The sequence below is a fragment of the Pantoea sp. RIT-PI-b genome (assembly GCF_001187905.1).
GTDB lineage: Bacteria > Pseudomonadota > Gammaproteobacteria > Enterobacterales > Enterobacteriaceae > Pantoea > Pantoea nemavictus.
The window spans coordinates 790,249-812,149 of record NZ_LGIS01000012.1; the positions used below are offsets into that span (position 1 = coordinate 790,249).

The window sequence follows — 21,901 nt, forward strand, 5'->3', positions numbered from 1 at the left end:
GACCTTAGGCTTCTGCCAGAGGCAGGCGTTGTTCGATAATGCCGCCGCCGAGGCACACTTCACCGAGATAAAACACGGCGGATTGGCCTGGCGTGACCGCCGCTACCGGCTCGTCAAAACGGACTTCAATACGGTCGTCGCCGTGCGGAATGATTTCGCACGGAATGTCAGTCTGGCGATAGCGGGTTTTCACCGTGCAGCGCAACGGAGCGGTGATTGGTTGGCGATCGACCCAGTGCAGCTGTTGGGCCATCAAGCCCACCGACATCAGACGCGGATGTTCGGCGCCCTGCGCCACAACGAGGCGATTGCGCGCCACATCTTTATCGACCACGTACCAGGGATCGTCATTGCTCTCTTTACGACCGCCAATCCCCAACCCTTTGCGCTGGCCGAGCGTGTGATACATCAAACCCTGATGCTCACCGACGATGTCGCCGTCAACGGTTTCAATTGCACCCGGCTGGGCGGGCAGATAGCGGCCAAGGAAATCGCGGAACTTGCGTTCGCCAATAAAGCAGATGCCGGTGGAATCTTTCTTCTTCGCGGTGATCAGGTCGAGCTGTTCAGCAATACGACGCACTTCCGGCTTATCCAGTTCGCCGACCGGGAACAGGCTTTGCGCAATCTGCTGGTGGCTCAGGGTATAGAGGAAGTAGCTCTGATCTTTATTGCCGTCGAGGCCGCGCAACAGGCGGCTTTGGCCCTCAACATCCTGGCGGCGCACATAGTGGCCGGTGGCAATATAGTCTGCGCCGAGATCGTCCGCCGCAAATTCGAGGAAGGCTTTGAACTTGATCTCTTTGTTGCACAGGATGTCGGGATTCGGCGTGCGTCCCGCTTTGTACTCTTCCAGGAAGTGTTCGAACACGTTATCCCAGTACTCAGCGGCGAAGTTGATTTTATGCAGTTTGATGCCGAGTTTGTCACACACGGCTTGTGCGTCAGCCAGATCATCGGCGGCGGTGCAATACTCCTCGCCGTCGTCTTCCTCCCAGTTCTTCATGAACAGGCCTTCAACCTGATAGCCCTGCTGTTGCAGTAACCAGGCGGAAACGGAAGAATCGACGCCGCCGGACATTCCGACGATCACTTTTTTCTGGCTGTTGTCAGACATGACGCACTCTTAAATTACGATAAAAACAGGCGGCGCATTCTATCATGCAGAAGCGGGGCGCGCACCCTCATGAAACGGCCACTGGAACGGCGCGACCAGATGCAGCGGATAACGCGCGCCTTGTTGCCACAACCGAACGCTCTCTGCGACTAACGGCGAACGCAGGCGATTGGCCGTCAGAATCTGCTCTGGCGGCAGCCACCAGCAGCAATCAATGTCGCGATCGTGCGGCGACGTTTCGACTTTTTCGGCCAGATCGAGACCAAACAGGAAACGCACAAAAGGTGTATCGTCCGGCGCAATCCACTGTTGCACGCCGAGAAAATACTCGGGCTGAGCATCAATACCGGTCTCTTCGAACAGTTCGCGCTGCGCGGCTTCCTGAATAGTTTCATTGGCCTCAAGGTGTCCGGCAGGTTGATTCCAGGTAATACGGCCGTGCACCCGCTCTTCAACCACCAGCAAATGTCCCTGAGCCTGCACAATACAGGCGACCGTTACATGAGGTTTAAACATCCTTCCTCCGGAATTGTTAACTAAAAGTTATTAAATGGTGGCGCTGATATCGCGCCATTCGCCCGGCGCCAAATCGCCCAACTGGTGCTCACCCATCGCAAAGCGAATCAGGCGCAACGTGGGAAAACCAATATGTGCCGTCATGCGGCGCACCTGCCGGTTACGTCCCTCAAACAGCGTGATTTGCAGCCAGCTGGTGGGAATCGCTTTGCGCTCGCGAATCGGCGGCTGGCGTGGCCACAGCCACTTGGGCTCAGCGACTAACTCGACGCCTGCCGGCAAGGTTGGACCATCGTTCAGCGTAACGCCGCTACGTAACTGGGATAAATCTGATTCCTGCGGCGCACCTTCCACCTGCACAAAATAGATTTTTCCGGTGCGCTTGCCGGGCTGCGTCAGCGCCGCCTGCAGCGCGCCGTCGTTGGTTAAAATCATCAAACCTTCGCTATCGCGATCGAGGCGGCCCGCGGCATAAACCTCGCTGACCGGTACAAAATCCTTCAGCGTCCGGCGTCCGGCCTCGTCACTAAATTGCGGCAAAACATCGAAAGGTTTGTTAAAGAGTATGACGCGTCTTGGGCCTTTCGGGCGGGTATCGCGGCGCACGGGCTTGCGTGCCGGGGCGCTTGCGCGCTTATCCTGGTGAAATCGTTGAGAAGTTTTTCGCATGGGCTTTGCAGTCGGAAACATTCGGCGCATTATAGCGCGAAACTACGGTGATTGGCGTAGCGGAAATAATCAAGTAGTATTGACCCGCATCTTACAAATCATTAACAAAAAATCGCTCGAAGGAGAGGTTGATGGAAAGCAAAGTAGTTGTTCCGGCGGAAGGTCAAAAAATCACCCTGGATCAGGGAAAACTGAATGTTCCGAATAACCCGATTATTCCTTACATTGAAGGTGACGGTATCGGCGTTGATGTTTCCCCGGTAATGTTGAAAGTGGTTGATGCCGCTGTGAAGAAAGCCTACAACGGCGAGCGAAAAATTTCCTGGATGGAAATTTATACCGGCGAAAAATCAGTAGAACTCTATGGCCAGGATGTCTGGCTGCCGCAAGAAACCCTCGATTTAATCAAAGAATACCGCGTTGCCATCAAAGGCCCGCTGACGACCCCAGTCGGTGGCGGTATTCGCTCCCTGAACGTTGCGCTGCGCCAGGAGCTGGATCTGTACGTCTGTCTGCGTCCGGTTCGCTACTACAAAGGCACGCCAAGCCCGGTTAAGCGTCCAGAAGAGACCGATATGGTGATCTTCCGCGAAAACTCAGAAGATATCTATGCGGGTATCGAGTGGAAAGCGGGCACGCCAGAAGCGGACAAAGTGATCAAGTTCCTGCGTGAAGAGATGGGCGTGAAGAAAATTCGCTTCCCAGAGCAGTGTGGTATCGGCGTTAAGCCATGCTCGGAAGAGGGTACCAAACGTCTGGTGCGCGCAGCGGTTGAGTACACCATCACCAACGATCGTGATTCTCTGACCCTGGTTCACAAAGGCAACATCATGAAGTTCACCGAAGGCTCTTTCAAAGACTGGGGCTACCAGTTAGTGAAAGAAGAGTTCGGCGGCGAGCTGATCGATGGCGGCCCGTGGATGAAGTTCAAAAACCCGAACACCGGTAAAGAGATCATCGTTAAAGACGTGATCGCCGATGCCTTCCTGCAGCAGATCCTGCTGCGTCCGGCTGAATACGACGTGATCGCCTGTATGAACCTGAACGGTGACTACATCTCTGATGCCCTGGCGGCACAGGTTGGTGGTATCGGTATCGCACCAGGCGCGAACATCGGTGACGAATGTGCGCTGTTCGAAGCGACGCACGGTACAGCACCGAAGTATGCTGGTCAGGATAAAGTGAACCCAGGTTCAGTGATTCTGTCTGCAGAAATGATGCTGCGTCATCTGGAATGGTTCGAAGCGGCTGACTTAATCGTGAAAGGTGTTGAAGGCGCCATCGCTAACAAGACCGTGACCTACGATTTCGAACGTCTGATGGACGGCGCTAAACTGCTGAAATGTTCAGAGTTTGGTGACGCGATCATCAGCAACATGTAATTTGCCGCTCAGGCAGAAAGCATAACGGGAGCCAATGGCTCCCGTTTTTCATTGGGTTAATATTAAAAATAAAGGCTTTAAAGTTATTTAACATCATGTTTATCATTCGCATCCTTTTTTATATATCGTGGTCTATGTTTTGATTCAATATAAATCCTGCCGATATATTCACCTAATACTCCGATGCCTATTAGCTGTACCCCCCCTAAAAAGAGTATTGAAACTAATATTGAAGGATAACCGGCTACCGCATTCCCCCACACCAACTTATCGATAATCATCCAAATTGCATAAATGAATGATAAGAACGCCACAAAGAAGCCAATATAGCTCCACACTCTTAATGGAAATGTTGAGAAGCTGGTGAAACCCTCAAGTGCCAAATTCCACAGTTTCCATCCGTTAAACTTAGGCTTACCTGCAACACGCTCAGAGCGATTATAAGTGACTATCGCTGCATCGCCTTGAACCCAGCTTAAAATCCCTTTCATGAAGAGATTGTGTTCCTGTAACCGCTTTATATTTTCAACCGTAGCACGGGAAAGTAAACGAAAGTCTCCCACATTTTCCTCTAACTCTGGTGAGCTGATCACATTATGGAGTTTGTAGAACCAGCTGGCGGTTTGGCGTTTAAAAAAGCTGTCACTGCTTCTATCAATGCGTTTAGCCAGAACAATCGGCCATCCTTCCTGCCATTTTTCGATTAGCAAGGGAATGACTTCTATCGGATCCTGCAGGTCTACATCAATCGGGATCACCGCATCGCCGGTTGCATGCTCAAGCCCCGCTAGCAAAGCCGGTTCTTTACCGAAGTTGCGAATAAAGGTAACCGACAAAATTGACTCATCCTTCTCCTTCAACGACTGAATGATGTGTTCTGTTCGATCCGTGCTGCCATCATTAACAAAAACAATCTCAACATTGTAGGAGGAGAGTTTTTCTTTCACAGCTCTATAAAATAGGGGAATGGTATCTTCTTCATTAAATACGGGAACAACGAGGGAAATTTTCATTTGTTCACCCTAAAAACGATAAAGTTTGAATAGATGAAGCCAAATATGAGGCTTATAGCCGAGAAAGTAACAAGCGTAATGAACGGGTTGATATGAGTATGATCGGCCAGCAAGCCAATACCGGCGGCCATAGCCCCCATAAAAGCAACAAACATGACATAACGAAAAGGCGTTATTTGGGTTTTGAACGTCCATTTTGCATTAGCAAAAAATGAAAATGTTACGGCAACGCTGAAAGCAATGAAGTTTGCCAGCCATTGACTAACGTGTTGAGAATATATTAGCGCGAATACCACCCAATGAATCAGCGTGTTGATGATCCCAACTGAAAAAAATCTGGAGAATATTTTTAACATTCTGAAAGTTTGTCCAGAGGGTTTCGTTGTTACTTAGCGTAGACAACTATGCTTCAGATGGAAAATTAATATGTGGGGGAGAGTCGGCGATTAACACGCCATACATCTGCACGGGGTATTGCCGCGCAACGGGTCAGAAAAAAAACGGAAGCCACTGGCTCCCGTTGTTTATCGACAGATTAGTCGACTTGCTGATCATTGGAGGTTGCCTGCTGCGCACGCTCCTGAGAAAGTCGCCAGAAATCGCTGCCGCCGGGATGTTGATACATCCGCAGCGAAAATTGACCGACAATGGCATAGATATATTCGAAAATGGCCGACTGGGAGTTCTCGTAATCCACCCACAGCACTGACGAGGTAAAGCAATAGACCTCCACCGGCAGCCCTTCAGGCGACGGTTTCATCGCGCGCACTACGATATACATATCCTTCTTAATATCGTCCCGCTGCGACAGCCACGCCGTCAGGTATTTACGAAACACGGTCAGATTAGTGATGCCGTTTTCAGCAAACCAGCGTTCGCCCACCGCATTGCTGTCGCGGCCATCCATCAATGCCGAAAGCTGCTCACTGACGCCACGGATCTGGCTCATCTGCTGCACCATGTCATGGTCGAGAAAACGTATCGACATTTGATCAAGATGAAAACTGCGCATAATGCGGCGTGCGCCGGAGGAGAACATCGCCTGCCAGTTGGTGTAGGTTTCGGTGAGGAAATTTTTGGTCGGGATGCGCGACAGCGTATTATCCCAGTTGCGTATGGTGATGGTGTGCAGCGCGATATCGATCACTTCACCGCTGATGCCGTTGTCCGGCATTTCGATCCAGTCACCGAGTTGCAAAACATCGTTCGAAGATACCTGAATATTGGCCACCAGCGACATCAACGTATGCTGGAACACCAACATTAATACCGCAGCCACGGCACCTAAACTGGAGATAATGATCACCGGCGACTTATTCGACATAATCGCTAAAATCATGATCGCCGAAATAATGTGCACCAGAATCTTACCGACCTGAATATAGCCTTTGATTGAATGATTCTTGCGTTTGGCTTTTTTGGAGTAAGAGTTATTAACAATCTCCAGCACTTCGGTAAAGAACAACGATAAATAGACGAAGAACAGAATGCCGCAGATGGTCTTTATCGCTATCAAAAGATGCTCGGGCAAATCCGGCATAAACTGCAGCAGATAATAGACGGTAATGACCGGAATAAAGTTGGAGAGTTTCTCCGAAAGTCGCACGTCCTTATCGAGCGGCACCTGATTTTTATGCGTGCTGAAGAACACCTTTCTGACGACTTTAACGATGAAGAATTTGCAGATCAGATGCGCAATCATGCCGGCAAACATCAGTAACAATAGGCTAAATGCGGCAGACAACACCGTATTGCCTTCAATAAAATTTTGGATATTACTTAAATAAGTCATTTCAACCACGTGCCGGACAGTATTGGCGGGAATTCAAACATAAATGCGCGGTCGGCGATATGCGACGCGTGCGCAATATTCAACATCATTACGGGTTTACAATCCCTTTCACAGAAATTTGAAACTGCTAGCATTTAAACATTTACAGCCGTGTGTCATAGCGATTAAACCGTTATCTTCAGCGCTTACGATTGAGGAGGTGGTATGCAAGGTGTGATCAAGTTCGTCAAAGGCTGGCTGCTGTTTTCGCTGTTGTGGGGCATTTTCATGTGGTTTGTTTCATGGCAGGCACAAGGCAAAGAGATAGGCATGGTGATCGTGATGAGCTTGTATGCAGGCTTAATTTATCAGGCGCTGATGACCATGGTAGCGCGCTATAAGGCGCGGCGAGCGCAGGTTTGATTATCATCCCACAAAACATGAAGAACGGGGCCAGCGCGGCCCCGTTTTGACGGATTATTTCCGTCCGAGCAGAAAACCGACAATCACACCAATGCTGGCTGCAACAGCCAGACCGGTCGCGGGATTATCGCGTACCGATTTCACCACACAATCCGCTGCATCCTGAACCGCATAGCTGGCCTGAGCCGGATAACGACGCGCCGCGCCTTTAGCTTGCTGACGGCGTGAACCGGTGAATTCGCCAAATTTTTCCTGGACGGCACCTGCCGCTTCATTCAATTTTGCTTCCGCTTTGTCGCTCATGATAACTCCCTGATAGTGGTGAATGTCTTACTTAGCGTAGTCAGAGAAACTGCAGTCGGCAAATGACGCAGCGGTAAAGGTTGTAACAGCAATTTGCAGTACGCGAAAATTCTGCCCAGACTAAAAAGTGCTCAAGTGTACTTTTCTGCACGCAAACGGACCCTTTTAAACGGGAGGAATCATGAAACGCGATGTGCTGAATGAAGACGATTATGATGAAGTGTGCCGGGTGATCGGCGATGCCGTAATTGTATTAACCGAGCTGGGGCATGAGACCCGGCGGGAGGAGATCACCACGCTGCTGCAGCGCACTCGCCATCAGCGAGCGCATGATGAGCGGGACGAACAGCGCATGTTGGAGCACGCCATCCGTTTAGTGCGGCCTAATTAGGCATAAAAACGATTACTGTTTTCCCCGATAGGCGGGATACCAGCTGACCAAAAAGTGGCGCAGATGATCAAAACACCATTCTGCATCGTCGGCCTGCTGGCAGTAATAGCGCAAGGTGACCTTCTCGTAGCGTATATGACGCTGATGCAGCGGTGACCAGCTCCAATCGAGCACGGCGCGCGCGTAATTGATTAGCGTGCCACTCTGCATGTTGTGCTGTTTTTCCTGGCGGCTGAGGTAGAGCTCAAACGCCTGATCGAGACTTTGTGTCTCTTCACTGCTGGCGCTTGCTAGCGTCGGGCGAAACGCCACATCGATAAAACCACATACCCCGTCTTCACGCTGCTGCCAGTCGCAGGCCAGCGTCATAAACAGGCCATCCTGCAAATTTACCTCTTCCAGCAGACGGCGCAAATTTTCAGAATGTTGCCCGGCGGCAATCTCATCAATCCGCGTGGTTTCCAGCGTGAGGTCAAATCCACACGGGTTGACTGAGCCATCTGCATTGGTGCTGGCAGGGAAGGGGAAATCGATATAGCCGTTGTTATCCAGACACTTTTCCATAAAGCCGATCCGTAACGTAAGATAGCCGGAGAATAAACCATCGCGCGCGACGGCGCACGGCTTATGGGCACGTCCAGGTGATCATGGTGTTCTGGTAGGGATTGATCAGGCGGAACTGTTTATCCGACAGGCGTTGCGCATAGAAACCTTCAGCGGTAATCGCCGAGGGCACATACTGGAAGCGATCGGTAGAGTGCAGCGTGCCGCTTTGGACTTTTACCCCATCGCGGGAGACGGCAAACGCGCTCACCAAATCAAAAATTCGTGCCTGAGTATTGCCCATTGACTGGCCATAAATCGTCGACACGTCGCCCGGACAGTCGACACCTTTGGGTGCCGAACTGCAGCCAGCTAAAACTAAAAGGGTGAGTACAACCGTGATTCGCCACATGAGCACCTGCTTCATTCCCTGGTTTGCCATGGCACGCCAATGCGTACTGATAAGTGGATCATAGCAGGTCTGACGCTGCTTCCCATTTGTCATTTGTATAATCGTTAAGCGGAAGGAATGTAAGGGGGTGACTTTAGTAGCAGATAAACGTTATTCTTGCCAGCGTTGCGCACCAGGTAAGCAAAACAAGGGTAAATGAATGAAAGAAGAAGAAGCGAGTTTAATGATTCTTCAGCACGCGATCGACAAATTAGAAGCCGACAAAAAAAAGCAGATTATGAGCTGTGTAGCGGCCATCCAGGAAGTGATGCAGCGTTTTGAAGCCGAAGAGGCTGGGCTGGCATTGATGTTAGTGGCCGCGCAGGTGGCCGCTGAGTGATTCTCACTGCTGGTAATCTGATCACGCTGTCCATTTGATAGCATTGCTGCTGCGCGGTTGATACGGCTAGCCGCAGCAGCAATGCCATTAGCGATTAATTTGTGTTACCCTCCGAGCAAGAAAATTCCAACGAAATCATCATGTAACCTCAGCGGAGAATCCAATGAAGGCGATAATAATGGCCGTTGGCGTGCTGGCTTGTCAGATTGCGCCCGCCTGGAGCGAAACCGAATATCAAATCACCTGTCCCGGCCGTCCCACCATGACGGTATCGCGTGCCGAATATGGCTTAAGCACCTTGATGTGGCCGACGCGCCATTTCCAGATTGCCGCCGGGCAGCAGCGCACCAGCCTGAAAGGGGGAGATAAAGTTGCCATCACCCGTTTTCGTAATGGCGATCAGTTAATCGTCAATAAAAACAACGATGAAACCTTCTTTGTCTATGCCGACAGCAATAAGCTGCTGCCGTGCAGCCGCACGGAGAAGCGCGATGCGCAGATTCTTTCACTGGAACGTTACGACGACAGCGCGCGCCCGAACTCCTGATTCAAATCAATTGCCGCTGGCGCAAATCCAGCGGCGACTGTTCCGCCTCATCAATGGCGGCCAGCCAGCTCTGTAAATTCACCTTCGCCCACGAAAGATGTCCGCGCGTGGTGCTCATCAATACCACATCAGGCCGCAATGAGCGGTAAAGCTCCAGCGACTGCTGCAACTCGCTGGGATTACTCTCTGGCATCAGCACGCTGATCCAGCGATGGTAGTCGCGGGTCAAGGTATCGCCGACAAACAGATAAGTATGGCCGAGCGGAGAGTGATAGAGATAGCTGCTGCTGCCGGGCGTGTGGCCTGGCGTGGGCAATAGGTGAAAATCGCCGAAGTGCGTCTCTTGCTGCGTGAAGGTTTCGTCAGGCTCAATCACTAAGCTAACCGGCCCAAGCGAACGGCTATGGCAGTAGATTGCGCTATTAAAGCGTTGCTGAATGGCTATCGCGCCCGGCGCCGCTTCATGCCAGTGCGTGAAATAGTGGCGGATAACCCCGCCAGCCTCGTCGAGGAATTCGTGGTCGAGCGGATGCTCCACGCGACCAATCAGCAAATTACCGCGCGGATGGCGCAGCATAAAGCCGTGCATCATCAAATCGCTTGCCGTCTCTTCGGCGGGGAATTCGGGCGTGGAGATCCACAAGTCGTCGTACAGTGGCTTCATTGTCGGTCTCCTGCGGCAAAACGTTAGCGCAATGTCGGGTGGCCGGTGAAGGCGAACTGTGCTTCTCCATTCTCAATCTGCAACGTGGCGCTGGCACCCAGCGGCAGCGTCACGGTGTCGGCATCGTGACCAAAAGCCAGATCGCTAATTACAGGAATCTGGTACGCGTCACGCATGCGCTGCCACACGGTGGCGAAATCAAAACCATTGTCGTAAGCCGACAGCGAGGTACTGGTAAAGCTGCCGGTGATAATCGCTTGCTGGCGCGGCAAAATGCCACTCTGCTGCAGCTGAATCAGCATACGCTCGATGCGGAACGGGTGCTCGTTGACATCCTCGATCACCAGAATACCGCCTTCAATTTGCGGCATCCACGGCGTACCAATCAGCGAGCATATCATCGCCAAATTGCCGCCCCATAACGTACCTTGCCAACGGCCCTGATCCGGGCTTTCACTACGCCAGTTTAGGTTAACTGTAGGTGATGTTAGCGCTTGCCAAAAGTGTGCCTCGGTAAAATCAGATAATGCCTCTGCGCCGAAGTTACTGGCCAGCATCGGCCCACTGAAGGTAACCAGGCCAGTTTGCGCCAGCAGTGCTAGCTGAATGGCGGTGAAATCGCTGTGTCCACATAGCGCCACCGGCTGATTGAGCAATCGACGCTGCAGGCCGATGTAATCGATCTTATCGAGCAACCGTGATGCGCCATAACCGCCGCGTACGGCCAGCACGATATCGGGTAGATGTTCCAGCGTTGCCAACCCATTGATATCATCCAACCGCTCAACATCATCACCAGCAAAACGTTGATAGCGGCGAGTAATCGCTGATTGATTCTGTAGGTGATGGCCTGCGGCCTGTAAACGGCTGACCGCGCGCTGGGCGGCGTCCTGATTGTGGCAATAGCCGGAAGGGGCGATGAGACGTAGCGTGCGGGGAGTAAACATAACTTCCATCCTGCTGTAGAGTGGCCTGCCGATGATGTCGAAATGCGTTATTGAAGTCACGGTAGCATAAGGTTTTTTATCGATTTAGGATAAACGGTAATTTTGCATCGCGCTGCGCCAGGTATGATAGCTTGCGCCAACCCTATTGCGGAACCAAAAATCAGTGAAAATTCGCCTACTTATGCTTTCTGCACTGCTGCTTGCGGGCTGTTCAAGTGAGCCGGAAAAACCGGCACTGCCCGAGAAGAATACGCCGTTAACCCAGGCTCCGCCGTCGAAAGTGAATGATGCATGGTCAATGTTTACCGAAGATGCCGCCAGTCATTATGGCGTTGATGAGAAGTTAATCAGCGCCATTATTAGTGTCGAATCCGGAGGCAATCCCACCGTAGTGAGCCGCTCCAATGCGGTTGGGTTGATGCAAATTAAGGCGTCCACCGCCGGTCGCGAAGTCTATCGCACCCAAGGCCGCCATGGTCAGCCGTCCTCTTCTGAGCTGCGCGACCCGGCGAAGAACATCGATATCGGTGCTGCATATCTGAAAATTCTGCAGGACTCGGCGCTGGCCGGCATTCGCGATCCGCTGACGCTGCGTTATGCCACCATCGTTTCCTACGCCAACGGTGCAGGGGCGTTGTTGCGCACCTTCTCGCGCGACCGCGATCGTGCCATTGCGATGATCAACTCCATGACGCCGGATGAGTTTTACCAGCACGTCCAGAACAAACATCCGGCGGCGCAGGCCCCGCGTTATTTGTGGAAGGTTACCACCGCGTATCGCACCATCGGGTAATGTTGATAAGGTCGCCATTCCTGGCGACCTTATCAACAATCGCACTACCATAGCGACCTGACTAACAACCTCACCACATCAACCCTCAGCCAATAATCTCGCCGTCGGATAATCGACAATCAACACCTGCACGTAGCCGCCGCGTAACGCGCCGCGAATCGCCTGCGCTTTCTCTTTGCCGCCGGCGAGTGCCACCACTTGCGGACAGCGTTTAACCTGCGCCAGCTCCATACCAATCACCGGATCTTCTGCCGCGCTCAGCACCGGCTGACCATCGGCATCGAAATAGTGCAGGCAAATATCACCCACCGCGCCACGTTCGGCCAGCGTGCGCAGCATCTCGCCGTCGTAATAGTTGCCGGAGTTACGTAGCAGGGCGGATGGCTCGAGATCGCCAATGCCGACAATCGCCAGATCCACCTGATCAAACTTCTCCAGTACCACCGCCACCTCGGGATTAACCGACAAACGCTGGCGATCCTGCACCGAATGCTCAATCGATTGCGATGGCAGCAGCCACGCTGGACAATCCAGCAGCGCCGCCAGATTCTGCGTCAGAATCGTCGCCTGCACGTTGCCATTGGCGCCCACGCCGCCCAGCAGCTGAATCACACCTTTACAGGGCGCGCTCAGCGGATGCAGGGCATCCACCATGGCGCGAATGGTGCCGCTCCAGGACGAAATGCCAATCAGCTCATCGGCACGCAGACGCGTTTCCAGATAGTGCGCGGCAGCGGAACCGATCGCCTGTTTGATCTGCAAAGCCGATGCCTGATCCGGCACATCCACCACGATCACCTGCGGCAGTTGATACAGCTGCTCAATGGCTTTTTCCAGTTCGGGAAACACGTTGGCGGGCGGTACCACGCTGATCTTCACCACACCTTCTTTTACGCTGCGATTGAGAATGCGCGACACGAAGGATTGCGACAGCTTCAGCAGCTGCGCGATGTCGGATTGCTTCCTGCCTTCCACATAATAGAGCGTGGCGATTTTCACCATCAGCCGCTGTTCATCCTGTTTTGCCATGGTTTTTTCTCTCTCTTAACCTGCCTGGTATTGTTAATCAGCCGCCCATAAATAACAACGCAGAACATTTTGTGATCGTTTTCGCTTTTTGAGGATCGCGCAATGGACGTGCTCAGAAAGGCAGCGCATAGTCATTATGCATATAAAATCGCAATTGAATATATATTCAATCGGAGATAACAAATGAAAGCCTCTGTTCTCAAAGTCTCTCTACTTGCTTCAATCATGATGATATCGGCAGCGTCGCTCGCGGCAGATAAGGGATTGCTGGCCATTATTACGCCCTCGCACGACAATCCGTTCTTTAAAGCGGAAGCCGACGGCGCGCAGGAAAAAGCCAAAGCGCTGGGCTACAGCACGCTGGTGGCATCGCATGATGATGACGTCAACAAGCAGAACCAGCTGATCGAAACCGCCATCGCGCGCAAAGCTAAAGCCATCATCCTTGATAACGCCGGCGCTGATGCCACCGTTGGACCGGTACAGAAAGCGAAAGATGCCGGTATTCCAACCTTCCTCATCGATCGCGAAATCAATAAAACCGGCATCGCCGTGGCACAAATTGTCTCCAACAACTATCAGGGCGCACAGCTCGGTGCGGAGAAGTTCGCCAAGCTGCTGAACGGCAAAGGCGATTATGTGGAGCTGCTGGGGAAAGAGTCTGATACCAATGCGGGCGTGCGTTCGCAGGGTTATCACGATGTGCTGGATGATTATCCCGATCTGAAAATGGTGGCACAGCAGAGTGCCAACTGGAGCCAGACCGAAGCCTTTAGTCGTATGGAAACCATCCTGCAGAAAAACCCAAACATTGTCGGGGTGATCTCCGGTAACGACACCATGGCGCTGGGTGCTGAAGCGGCGTTAAAAGCCGCGGGTAAAACCAATGTAATTATCGTGGGTTTCGACGGCAGTGATTACACCCGTGATTCCATCATCAACAAAGGCAATATCAAAGCCACGGTGCTGCAGCCGGGCTGGGATCAGGCGCAGATGGCGGTTGAACAGGTGGATTATTATCTGAAGAACGGCAAAGCGCAGAAAGAAGAGAAGCAGCTGATGGATTGCGTGCTGATTGATGACAGCAATGCCTCGAAGCTGAAAACCTTCAAGCTGGCGCAATAAGATGGCGGTCGGCATGAAGGGCAAGGTGCTGGTCGCGCTGCTGACGCTGATGTTAGCCGCCTGTACCGTGGTGGATCTGGATGCCAATGGCAATCCCATCATGCCGAAAGATCCTAACGCTAAGCCGGGTTACCGCGATCAGACACCGCAGCAGATCGCCGAATCGAGCTGGGCCAGCCGCGTGCAGCAGCCTGCAGAGAAGCAGGCGCTGAGCTGGGCAGATATGGAAACCAAAAGTCATACCGTCAAAGCGGGCGGCAGCGAAAGCGTGTTTGTGCGCGCATCGGGCACGGTGACGGCGTTTGATACCCGCAACGAACGTGAGCGCAGCCTCACCATGACCATCAACGGCAAGCCGGTGAAGGTGCTGATCGGCCCGGTACTGCGTGGCAATGCCATTCGCGATGCCGCCAGCTTCCGTTTTGAAGAGTTCACCAATCAGGTGCAATACGCGCAACTGACCAAAGCGCTCAATCGCCATGCGGTGAAGCAGCTGCCTGCGGTGGATGCCAGTTGGGTGGGTAAGCCAGCACAGGCGCTACTCGCGGTCAGCATGGGCGCCGGCACGGTGGACGATGTGGTGGCGATTCAGCTGCAGCAGGGGAATCCATGATGAGCGACGAGATTATTCTGCAGGCCAATCAGATGTCGATGCTGTTTCCCGGCACGTTAGCCTTGGATCGCGTGGATTACCGCGTATGGCGCGGCAAAGTCAACGTCATCATCGGCGAGAACGGGGCGGGTAAATCGACGCTCATGAAGATTCTCGCCGGCGTGCAGCAGCCGACCAGTGGCGAGATGTTTCTTAACGGACAAAAAGTGGCGTTCAGCAGCACGCGTGACGCCGCGCGCCACGGCATCGGCATGGTGCATCAGGAACTTAACCTGTTCGAAAACCTTAGCGTGGCAGAGAACATTTTTCTCGGTCGCGAAATTCAGCACGGCATACGTCCGATCAACGAAGCCGAGCAGAAGCGCCGCACCGCCGCGCTGATGCAGCGCCTCGACCAACCCATTTCACCGGATGAGAAGGTCGGCAACCTCAAAGTCGGCCAGCAGCAGCTGGTGGAGATCGCCAAAGCGCTGGCGGAAGATGCCGACATTTTGATCCTGGATGAACCAACCTCGGCACTGAGCAAAACCGAAGTGGAGATCCTGTTTCGGGTGATCCGTGAACTGACGCGCCAGGGCGTTTCCATCATCTACATCTCGCATCGGCTGGAGGAGCTGATGGCAATTGGCGATGTCATCACCATTCTGCGCGACGGCCGTTTTCAGGCTGAAGCCCAGGTGAGCGATATCGACGTGCCGTGGATCGTGCATGAAATGCTCGGCAGCGATCCGGTTAACACCTTCCTGCCACCGAACCGGCAGTTTGGCGCGCCGGTGCTGGAAGCCGAACACATCACCTGCGTCAGCCCGAACGGCAACACGCTGGTCGATGACGTCAGTTTTCAGGTGCGTTCCGGCGAAATTGTCGGCATTTACGGCTTAATGGGCGCCGGTCGTACCGAGCTGTTTGAGTGCTTGCTCGGCACCCAGCGCAGCTATCTGGGCAAACTGTGGCTTGACAGTAAACCGCTGCCGACGCGGCTTCCCACCGCGGAACGCATTCGCATGGGCATGAGTTTGGTACCGGAAGATCGCAAACGCTCAGGCATTTTTCCTATTTCGTCGGTGGCGAGCAACCTGACCATCGCCAGCCTGTGGCGGCGCTTATCCCATCGTACGGTGATCTCTGAGCAGGCCGAACGCGAGGTGGTGGCCAGCACGGTGGGCAATCTGGCCATCAAAATCTCCTCGCCGGATGTCGCCATCAGCGCGTTAAGCGGCGGCAATCAGCAAAAGGTGGTGATTGGCCGTTCGCTGCTGACTAACCCGCGTTTGCTGCTGCTGGATGAGCCGAGTCGCGGTATCGACGTCGGCGCCAAAGCGGAAGTGTTCCGCATGATGGTGAAGCTGTCGGAGCAGGGGATTGCGGTGGTGTTCTCAACCTCTGACCTAAAAGAAATCATGGCCGTTGCCGACCGCATCATGGTGATGTCCGGCGGCAAATTGACTGCTGACCTGCCGCGCGCTGAAGCGGAAGAGGCGGCGCTGGTTAAAGCAAGCGCACAAGGGTTCTGATATGAAAAACAACGGCGCGCTCGCGCTCTCAACGCCGGGCAAAGCGTTCAACTCACGCGAAAGCCTGATTCTGCTGCTGTTAAAACTGCGTACCTTTATTGCGCTGTTCCTGATTGTCGGTTTCTTTGCCATTACCGTGCCGGATTTCCTCGCGGTCGGCAGCATGGTGATCATGGTGAAACACATCGCCATTAACGCCTTCCTCGCGCTCGGCATCACCTTTGTCATTATCACTGCGGGCATCGATCTCTCCATCGGCGCTACGCTCGGCCTGTGCGGCATGATTGCCGGCTGGCTAATCACCAAAGGCATTGTGCTGCCGATGTTCGGCATCGCCATCTTCCCCAGCGTGTGGGTGATCGTGCCGATTGTATTGCTGATTGGCGGAGTGATAGGCGCGGCGAATGGCTGGATCATCACCCGCTATAACGTGGCGCCGTTCATCTGCACGCTCGGCACCATGTACATCCTGCGCGGCACCGCGATGCTTACTTCGGGAGGCGAAACCTTTCCCGGCTTGCAGGGCAATGAAATGCTCGGTAACACCGGATTTGACAAGATCGGCGCCGGCTATTTTCTCGGCTTGCCGTGGGCCATCTGGATGATGGTGCTGCTGGCGCTGGTGATCGCGTACGTTGCGCGGCGCCTGCCGTTTGGCCGCCAGGTTTATGCCATTGGCGATAACGAACGCGCGGCGGAACTCTCGGGCGTGAAGGTGAAGTCGGTAAAAATCTGGGTATATGCCATTTCCGGTTTCTGCGCGGCAATTGCCGGCATCGTGGTCTCTTCACAGTTGGTGGCCAGCCATCCGGCGAACGGTACCTCATTCGAAATGAACGCCATCGCTGCGGTGGTGCTGGGCGGCACGTCGCTGGCCGGTGGACGCGGCACCATCCTCGGTACGCTAATTGGCGCTTTCGTCATCGGTTTCCTCGCCGACGGATTAATCATGATGGGGGTGAGCGAGTTCTGGCAGATGGTGATCAAAGGCATTGTGATTATTGTGGCGGTGATCATCGATCAGATGCAGAGCCGCATGCAGCAGAAAGCGGCGGTGGTGGCGCAGAAAGCGCTGATTGAGGAGGGCGTTAGCCCGGCAAAAAGTTAATCGGTTGGGTGCAGGCGCCGATTGTCTGCACCTTTTTTTATTCATCGAGAATAAATATTCATCCATGCTTTAAAATTCAGAGGTGTCTATGAATCCTTTCAAATATTCGGTAGCGGATCTGGCCGCCAAAGCGCGCGCTGTGCGCCGTCGCATCATCCAGCTTAACGCTGGGAGCCCGGCTGGTGGGCACACCGGTGCCGATCTCTCCCAGGTAGAGATTCTCACCGCGCTCTATTTCCGCATTCTTAACTGCGCGCCGGATCGCACCAACGATCCGCAACGCGACATCTATATCCAGTCGAAAGGCCATGCCGTCGGCGGTTATTACTGCGTGCTGGCGGAAGCGGGCTATTTCCCTACCGAATGGCTGCCGACGTATCAGCATGCTGATTCACATCTGCCGGGCCATCCGGTACGACAGAAAACGCCGGGGGTTGAACTGAACACCGGTGCGCTGGGACACGGATTACCGGTCGCCGTCGGCATTGCGCTGGCGGCGAAAAAAGATAACAGCGACCGCCGCATTTTTGTCGTCACCGGCGACGGCGAACTGGCGGAAGGCAGTAACTGGGAAGCGGCGCTGGTGGCGGCGCATTACGGCCTCGATAACCTGGTCATTATCAACGATAAGAACAAGCTGCAGCTGGCAGGCCACACGCGCGACATCATGAACACCGATCCGCTGCCGGAAAAATGGCGCGCCTTTGGTCTGGAGGTGAGCGAATGCAATGGCAATGACATGGCTGCCGTGGTTGAGGCCATTGAAACGCTGCCACGGAACGGCGGCAAACCGCAGGTCATTGTGGCGCACACCGAAAAAGGCTTCGGCATCTCCTTTATTCAGGGCAAGCCCGAGTGGCATCACCGTGTGCCGAAAGGCGAAGAGATTGAGTTGGCACTGGAGGAGTTGAAAGATGAGTAATGCAAAACACCTGGCGACAGTAATGGTCGAGGCATTTATCGATGCGGTGAATCGCGGCGTTGATTTAGTGCCGGTGGTGGCCGACTCCACCTCAACCGCCAAAATTGCGCCGTTCATCAACGCGTTTCCCGATCGCCTGATTAACGTCGGCATCGCGGAACAAACGTTAGTGGGGACCGCTGCCGGACTGGCGATTGGCGGCAAAGTCGCCGTCACCTGTAATGCCGCGCCGTTCCTGGTTTCCCGTGCTAATGAGCAGGTAAAAGTCGACGTCTGCTACAACAACACCAACGTCAAACTGTTTGGCCTGAATGCCGGTGCCAGCTATGGGCCGCTGGCCAGCACCCATCACAGCATCGACGACATTGCGGTGATGCGCGGCTTCGGCAACATCGAAATCTATGCGCCATCCTGCCCGCTGGAGTGTCGCCAGATCATTGAGTACGCGCTGGCGCATGTGGGCCCAGTGTATATCCGCCTCGACGGCAAAGATCTGCCGCAGCTGCACGACGAAGGCTACCAATTCCGTCCCGGCCAGATTGATGTTTTACGTGAAGGTGATGACATCGTGCTGGTGGCGATGGGCTCCACCGTTCACGAGGTGGTTCACGCCGCTGAGCAACTGCATGAACAAGGCATTACGGCGGGGGTGATCGCCATTCCATCGATTCGACCTTGTGATACCCAACGGCTTCGCGAGCTGTTAAATCACTACCCAGCGGTAATTAGCGTGGAAGAGCATAACGTCAACGGCGGGGGTGGCGGCCTGGTGGCAGAAGTGTTGGCTGAAGGTGGCGGCGGCATACCCCTGCTGCGATTGGGCATTCCGGATGGCGAATACGCGATTGCCGGCGATCGTGCCTCAACCCGGGCACGCCATGGCATCGATGCGGCCAGCGTGGTGAAGAGTGCGGTACGTATCTGTGCAGGAGCGTAATGATGGCAGGTTCGTTGATACTGGCGATTGATGAAGGTACCACCAACGCCAAAGCGATTGCGGTGGATAGCGCAGGAACGGTGGTGGCGCGCAGCAGCCAGCCGCTAACGCTGGCCCATCCGCAGCCGGGACTGGCGGAACAAGATCCGCTGGCGATTTGGCAGGCGGTAAAACGAGCGGTCGAAGAGTGTCTGGCGCAGTGCGCGGGCGCGGCAGTGGCGGCGGTGGCGATCAGTAATCAGCGCGAGTCGGTGTTGATCTGGCAGCGGCACAACGGCCAGCCGTTGACGCCGTTAGTCAGCTGGCAGGATCGCCGGTCGGAAGCCTTTTGCCGCGACTTACGCGTGGCCGGCAAAGCGCCCCGTATCACCGGCCTCACCGGATTGGCGGTGGATCCGATGTTTCCAGCCGGCAAACTCACCGGCATGCTGGCCGCGTTGCCGAACGGCCTGGCGCGGGCGCAGGCCGGTGAACTCTGTATCGGTACCGTGGACAGTTGGTTGAGCTGGCAACTGAGTGAGGGTGAAAGTTTCGTCACCGATCATGCTAATGCGGCGCGTACTCAACTTTATAACCTGCACAGCGGCGACTGGGACGATGAGCTGCTGGCGTTATTCCACATTCCACGCGCGGCGCTACCGCAGATTGTGCCCTCGGCCAGCGCCCATGGTGTGGTAACACGTCAGGATATGCCCGGTTTAACGCCGGGCACACCGATTCTGGCGCGCATCGGTGATTCGCATGCCGCGCTGCAAGCGCAGCGTAACGGCAACGAAGAGGTGGTAAAAGCCACTTATGGCACCGGGTCATCGCTGATGATGTCGATGGCGACGCCGCTGCTGACCGAAAATGGCCTCAGCACCACGGTGGCCTGGCATGACGGCACGCTGCGCTACGCTTTTGAAGGCAACATCACCCATACCGGATCGGGGGCGGCGTGGCTTGGCCGCATGTTGGGCATCCAGGACCCGCGTGAACTCACGGCTCTGGCACAGCGTAGTGAGCACAATCAGGGCATCTATTTTGTGCCCGCGCTTTCCGGGCTGGGCGCACCCTGGTGGGATCTGAAAGCGCGCGGCATGGTGTGCGGGCTGACCGATGCAGCCACGCCGGAAGTGCTGGCGCGCGTGGCGCTGGAATCGATCACCTTTCAGATCGCGGACGTGTTTTTCGCGATGGAACAAGCCAGCGGCGTGCGGCTGCCAGCGTTGTGCGTTGATGGCAGCGCCACGGAAAACAGCTGGTTGATGCAGTTGCAGGCGGATGTATTGCAGCGGCCACTGAAGCGCGTGCCGACGCCGGAGGTTTCCGCACTGGGCGCTGCGCTACTGGCGGGCCGCACGTTAGGCTGGTGGCAGCAGGGCAGTGAGATGCAGGCGCTGCAGGGGGGCAGCGTCATTATGCCGCGTGAAGAGCAGGCGAAAAGCATGCAGGAGAATTATCAGGGCTGGCTCGAAGCGGTGGCGCGTTGTCGTTATCAGCCGCATTGACCGGTACGGTTTTCGTCAGGTGCGCATTGATGCGCACCGGCAACATCGGTGGCCATACCTGGCGACCCTACGGATAAACTGTGCACAATGATGCGTACCGGGATTACTGGAACCGATTCGCCTTATCACGCGCCAGGCGCTCCAGCGCAAAAATTACCTGCTGTAGCTGGCGTTCCTGAATCGGTTCGATGGCGGTAAAGCGGAAGCTCAGGCGCGGTGTCACGCGGGTATCGTTCTTGCTGGTCACCACGGTACGTTCACCGATGTGTAGCAGCTGCGCCGTCACTTCAAAATGGCCATATTCTGCGAGATCAACGCGGAGTTTTTTAAAGGTATCGCCACGGTTGAGACCTTCTGGCAGCGCTTCATCCAGCAGTACGCCGACGCCGCCTAAGGAGAGATCCTGCAGACGGAAACGCGCAGTACGGCCATCAGGCCACTGGCTGTGGCAGTAAAACACCGGCTCCAGCGGCGCATTCACGCGGAAAAATTCACGGCGCTGAATTTGCCATACCAATTCGGGTAGCGATGCGGCAAAAGCGGGCAGACCTTCAAATTCGATACGTTGTAAACCGGTTAAGCCAAATTCCACTTTGGCGCCGTGTGTTTCGGCGGCAATATTGATTTCGCCACCTTGCAGCGCTAAATCGTTATCCAGCGCATTGCTGCCGAGGTCAAAGATCACCTGATCTTCATCGGCTGACAGCATGCGGCTGATAAACTGACCGCGCGAAAAATTCACCATCAACGGGGTTTGAAAACGCAACAGGTCTTTCATCACGCCCAAAACAGCTAACGTGCCTCGCTTGAGGTATTGTTCTTTATCGGCTTCTCCCACGTCCTGCTCCATTATCCGATTGTTATTTTCACGACTGCCAATGCTGTTCGACTGTTATCGGCATATTCACGCTGAGCTTTAGCCTGCTAACGATGATTTACTGTGGCAAGTTGCGATGCAGATCAAAAAATCCCGGCTATACTTGTTGCGGTGAACACATTGATTAATAACGTAAGGAGCAGTACATGGGTATTCTTTCATGGATTATTTTTGGTCTGATTGCCGGTATTATTGCCAAGTGGATTATGCCGGGTAAAGATGGCGGCGGCTTTATCATCACCGTAGTGCTGGGTGTGGTGGGTGCGGTTGTCGGTGGCTGGATCAGTACCCTGTTTGGTTTCGGTAGAGTTGACGGTTTCAACTTCGGCAGCTTCGTGGTGGCGGTAGTGGGTGCCATTGTGGTGCTGTGGATTTACCGTAAAGTTCGAAGTTAACCGCACAGAGATTTGATGAAA

27 protein-coding genes are annotated in these 21,901 nt (G+C 54.3%); 14 read left to right on the top strand and 13 right to left on the bottom strand.

Annotated elements, in window-relative coordinates; translation table 11 throughout:
- Positions 1-4: 4 nt before the first annotated feature.
- From mnmA to rluE, 3 genes are read right to left on the bottom strand one after another with little or no spacing between them, the layout of a single operon-like run.
- Positions 5-1,117 (bottom strand): tRNA 2-thiouridine(34) synthase MnmA, encoded by a 1,113-nt coding sequence (mnmA, locus tag AC790_RS05380; protein WP_049851121.1) that lies wholly within the window; start codon positions 1,115-1,117, stop codon positions 5-7.
- 42 nt (positions 1,118-1,159) lie between these two features.
- On the bottom strand, positions 1,160-1,633 hold the full coding sequence (locus AC790_RS05385) for an NUDIX domain-containing protein (protein WP_049851122.1): 474 nt from the start codon (positions 1,631-1,633) through the stop codon (positions 1,160-1,162).
- A 30-nt stretch (positions 1,634-1,663) separates the two neighbouring features.
- Complete coding sequence (gene rluE / locus AC790_RS05390; protein ID WP_369817575.1) at positions 1,664-2,302, bottom strand: 23S rRNA pseudouridine(2457) synthase RluE; 639 nt, start codon at positions 2,300-2,302, stop codon at positions 1,664-1,666.
- Positions 2,303-2,433: 131 nt separating this feature from the next.
- On the opposite strand from rluE, the gene icd reads away from it, so the two are divergent.
- Positions 2,434-3,684, top strand: coding sequence for an NADP-dependent isocitrate dehydrogenase (icd, locus tag AC790_RS05395; protein ID WP_007891496.1), 1,251 nt, complete (start codon positions 2,434-2,436; stop codon positions 3,682-3,684).
- Between the two features lie 83 nt (positions 3,685-3,767).
- Here icd and AC790_RS05400 read toward each other — a convergent pair whose 3' ends face one another.
- The 3 genes from AC790_RS05400 to AC790_RS05410 form a co-directional block, all read right to left on the bottom strand.
- Positions 3,768-4,697, bottom strand: coding sequence for a glycosyltransferase family 2 protein (locus AC790_RS05400; RefSeq protein WP_007891502.1), 930 nt, complete (start codon positions 4,695-4,697; stop codon positions 3,768-3,770).
- A complete protein-coding gene (locus AC790_RS05405) occupies positions 4,694-5,053 on the bottom strand; it encodes a GtrA family protein (protein WP_007891506.1) in 360 nt (119 codons plus the stop codon). The genes AC790_RS05400 and AC790_RS05405 overlap by 4 nt, the downstream gene beginning before the upstream one ends.
- 179 nt (positions 5,054-5,232) lie before the next feature.
- Entirely contained in the window at positions 5,233-6,489 is a 1,257-nt protein-coding gene (locus AC790_RS05410; RefSeq protein ID WP_049851124.1) for a mechanosensitive ion channel family protein, read from the bottom strand.
- A gap of 204 nt (positions 6,490-6,693) precedes the next feature.
- Here AC790_RS05410 and AC790_RS05415 point away from each other — a divergent pair, with 204 nt between their 5' ends.
- The gene (locus AC790_RS05415; RefSeq protein WP_007891509.1) at positions 6,694-6,891 is read left to right on the top strand and encodes a DUF6404 family protein; all 198 of its coding nucleotides are present in this window, start codon (positions 6,694-6,696) and stop codon (positions 6,889-6,891) included.
- Positions 6,892-6,945: 54 nt separating this feature from the next.
- On the opposite strand, the gene AC790_RS05420 is transcribed toward AC790_RS05415, so the two are convergent.
- Entirely contained in the window at positions 6,946-7,194 is a 249-nt protein-coding gene (locus AC790_RS05420; RefSeq protein WP_007891510.1) for a CsbD family protein, read from the bottom strand.
- Between the two features lie 181 nt (positions 7,195-7,375).
- On the opposite strand from AC790_RS05420, the gene AC790_RS05425 reads away from it, so the two are divergent.
- Positions 7,376-7,585 (top strand): DUF2767 family protein, encoded by a 210-nt coding sequence (locus tag AC790_RS05425; RefSeq protein WP_007891512.1) that lies wholly within the window; start codon positions 7,376-7,378, stop codon positions 7,583-7,585.
- A 12-nt stretch (positions 7,586-7,597) separates the two neighbouring features.
- Here the strand turns inward: AC790_RS05425 and AC790_RS05430 are convergent, their stop codons facing one another.
- Positions 7,598-8,149 carry a hypothetical protein gene (locus tag AC790_RS05430; protein WP_049851125.1) on the bottom strand — a complete coding sequence of 184 codons (552 nt, stop codon included), beginning with the start codon at positions 8,147-8,149 and terminating at the stop codon, positions 7,598-7,600.
- A gap of 61 nt (positions 8,150-8,210) precedes the next feature.
- Complete coding sequence (locus AC790_RS05435; protein WP_049851222.1) at positions 8,211-8,540, bottom strand: hypothetical protein; 330 nt, start codon at positions 8,538-8,540, stop codon at positions 8,211-8,213.
- Positions 8,541-8,739: 199 nt separating this feature from the next.
- Between AC790_RS05435 and AC790_RS05440 the strand changes: the two genes are divergently transcribed.
- Both AC790_RS05440 and AC790_RS05445 read left to right on the top strand, forming a co-directional pair.
- Positions 8,740-8,919 carry a hypothetical protein gene (locus AC790_RS05440; RefSeq protein WP_049851126.1) on the top strand — a complete coding sequence of 60 codons (180 nt, stop codon included), beginning with the start codon at positions 8,740-8,742 and terminating at the stop codon, positions 8,917-8,919.
- A gap of 163 nt (positions 8,920-9,082) precedes the next feature.
- Entirely contained in the window at positions 9,083-9,466 is a 384-nt protein-coding gene (locus tag AC790_RS05445) for a hypothetical protein (RefSeq protein WP_049851127.1), read from the top strand.
- Position 9,467: 1 nt separating this feature from the next.
- Here AC790_RS05445 and AC790_RS05450 read toward each other — a convergent pair whose 3' ends face one another.
- Positions 9,468-10,130 (bottom strand): MBL fold metallo-hydrolase, encoded by a 663-nt coding sequence (locus tag AC790_RS05450; RefSeq protein ID WP_007891525.1) that lies wholly within the window; start codon positions 10,128-10,130, stop codon positions 9,468-9,470.
- A gap of 23 nt (positions 10,131-10,153) precedes the next feature.
- Positions 10,154-11,077 carry a muramoyltetrapeptide carboxypeptidase gene (gene ldcA, locus AC790_RS05455; RefSeq protein ID WP_049851128.1) on the bottom strand — a complete coding sequence of 308 codons (924 nt, stop codon included), beginning with the start codon at positions 11,075-11,077 and terminating at the stop codon, positions 10,154-10,156.
- 163 nt (positions 11,078-11,240) lie between these two features.
- Between ldcA and emtA the strand changes: the two genes are divergently transcribed.
- On the top strand, positions 11,241-11,870 hold the full coding sequence (emtA, locus tag AC790_RS05460) for a membrane-bound lytic murein transglycosylase EmtA (protein WP_072093393.1): 630 nt from the start codon (positions 11,241-11,243) through the stop codon (positions 11,868-11,870).
- 78 nt (positions 11,871-11,948) lie between these two features.
- Here the strand turns inward: emtA and AC790_RS05465 are convergent, their stop codons facing one another.
- Positions 11,949-12,899, bottom strand: coding sequence for a sugar-binding transcriptional regulator (locus AC790_RS05465; protein ID WP_007891536.1), 951 nt, complete (start codon positions 12,897-12,899; stop codon positions 11,949-11,951).
- A 183-nt stretch (positions 12,900-13,082) separates the two neighbouring features.
- On the opposite strand from AC790_RS05465, the gene AC790_RS05470 reads away from it, so the two are divergent.
- From AC790_RS05470 to AC790_RS05500, 7 genes are all read left to right on the top strand, one after another.
- On the top strand, positions 13,083-14,024 hold the full coding sequence (locus AC790_RS05470; protein WP_049851129.1) for a D-ribose ABC transporter substrate-binding protein: 942 nt from the start codon (positions 13,083-13,085) through the stop codon (positions 14,022-14,024).
- A 13-nt stretch (positions 14,025-14,037) separates the two neighbouring features.
- The gene (locus AC790_RS05475; protein WP_049851223.1) at positions 14,038-14,637 is read left to right on the top strand and encodes a DUF2291 family protein; all 600 of its coding nucleotides are present in this window, start codon (positions 14,038-14,040) and stop codon (positions 14,635-14,637) included.
- Positions 14,637-16,151 carry a sugar ABC transporter ATP-binding protein gene (locus tag AC790_RS05480; protein ID WP_036621842.1) on the top strand — a complete coding sequence of 505 codons (1,515 nt, stop codon included), beginning with the start codon at positions 14,637-14,639 and terminating at the stop codon, positions 16,149-16,151. Before AC790_RS05475 ends, AC790_RS05480 begins: the two co-directional genes overlap by 1 nt.
- A gap of 1 nt (position 16,152) precedes the next feature.
- On the top strand, positions 16,153-17,259 hold the full coding sequence (locus AC790_RS05485; protein WP_049851130.1) for an ABC transporter permease: 1,107 nt from the start codon (positions 16,153-16,155) through the stop codon (positions 17,257-17,259).
- 88 nt (positions 17,260-17,347) lie between these two features.
- Complete coding sequence (locus AC790_RS05490; RefSeq protein WP_007891543.1) at positions 17,348-18,181, top strand: transketolase; 834 nt, start codon at positions 17,348-17,350, stop codon at positions 18,179-18,181.
- Entirely contained in the window at positions 18,174-19,118 is a 945-nt protein-coding gene (locus tag AC790_RS05495) for a transketolase family protein (protein WP_049851131.1), read from the top strand. The genes AC790_RS05490 and AC790_RS05495 overlap by 8 nt, the downstream gene beginning before the upstream one ends.
- Before the next feature lie 2 nt (positions 19,119-19,120).
- On the top strand, positions 19,121-20,608 hold the full coding sequence (locus tag AC790_RS05500; RefSeq protein WP_049851132.1) for an FGGY family carbohydrate kinase: 1,488 nt from the start codon (positions 19,121-19,123) through the stop codon (positions 20,606-20,608).
- Between the two features lie 103 nt (positions 20,609-20,711).
- Here AC790_RS05500 and AC790_RS05505 read toward each other — a convergent pair whose 3' ends face one another.
- Complete coding sequence (locus AC790_RS05505; protein WP_007891548.1) at positions 20,712-21,446, bottom strand: flagellar brake protein; 735 nt, start codon at positions 21,444-21,446, stop codon at positions 20,712-20,714.
- A 185-nt stretch (positions 21,447-21,631) separates the two neighbouring features.
- Between AC790_RS05505 and AC790_RS05510 the strand changes: the two genes are divergently transcribed.
- Complete coding sequence (locus AC790_RS05510) at positions 21,632-21,880, top strand: GlsB/YeaQ/YmgE family stress response membrane protein (RefSeq protein ID WP_049851133.1); 249 nt, start codon at positions 21,632-21,634, stop codon at positions 21,878-21,880.
- The last annotated feature ends 21 nt before the right edge of the window (positions 21,881-21,901 follow it).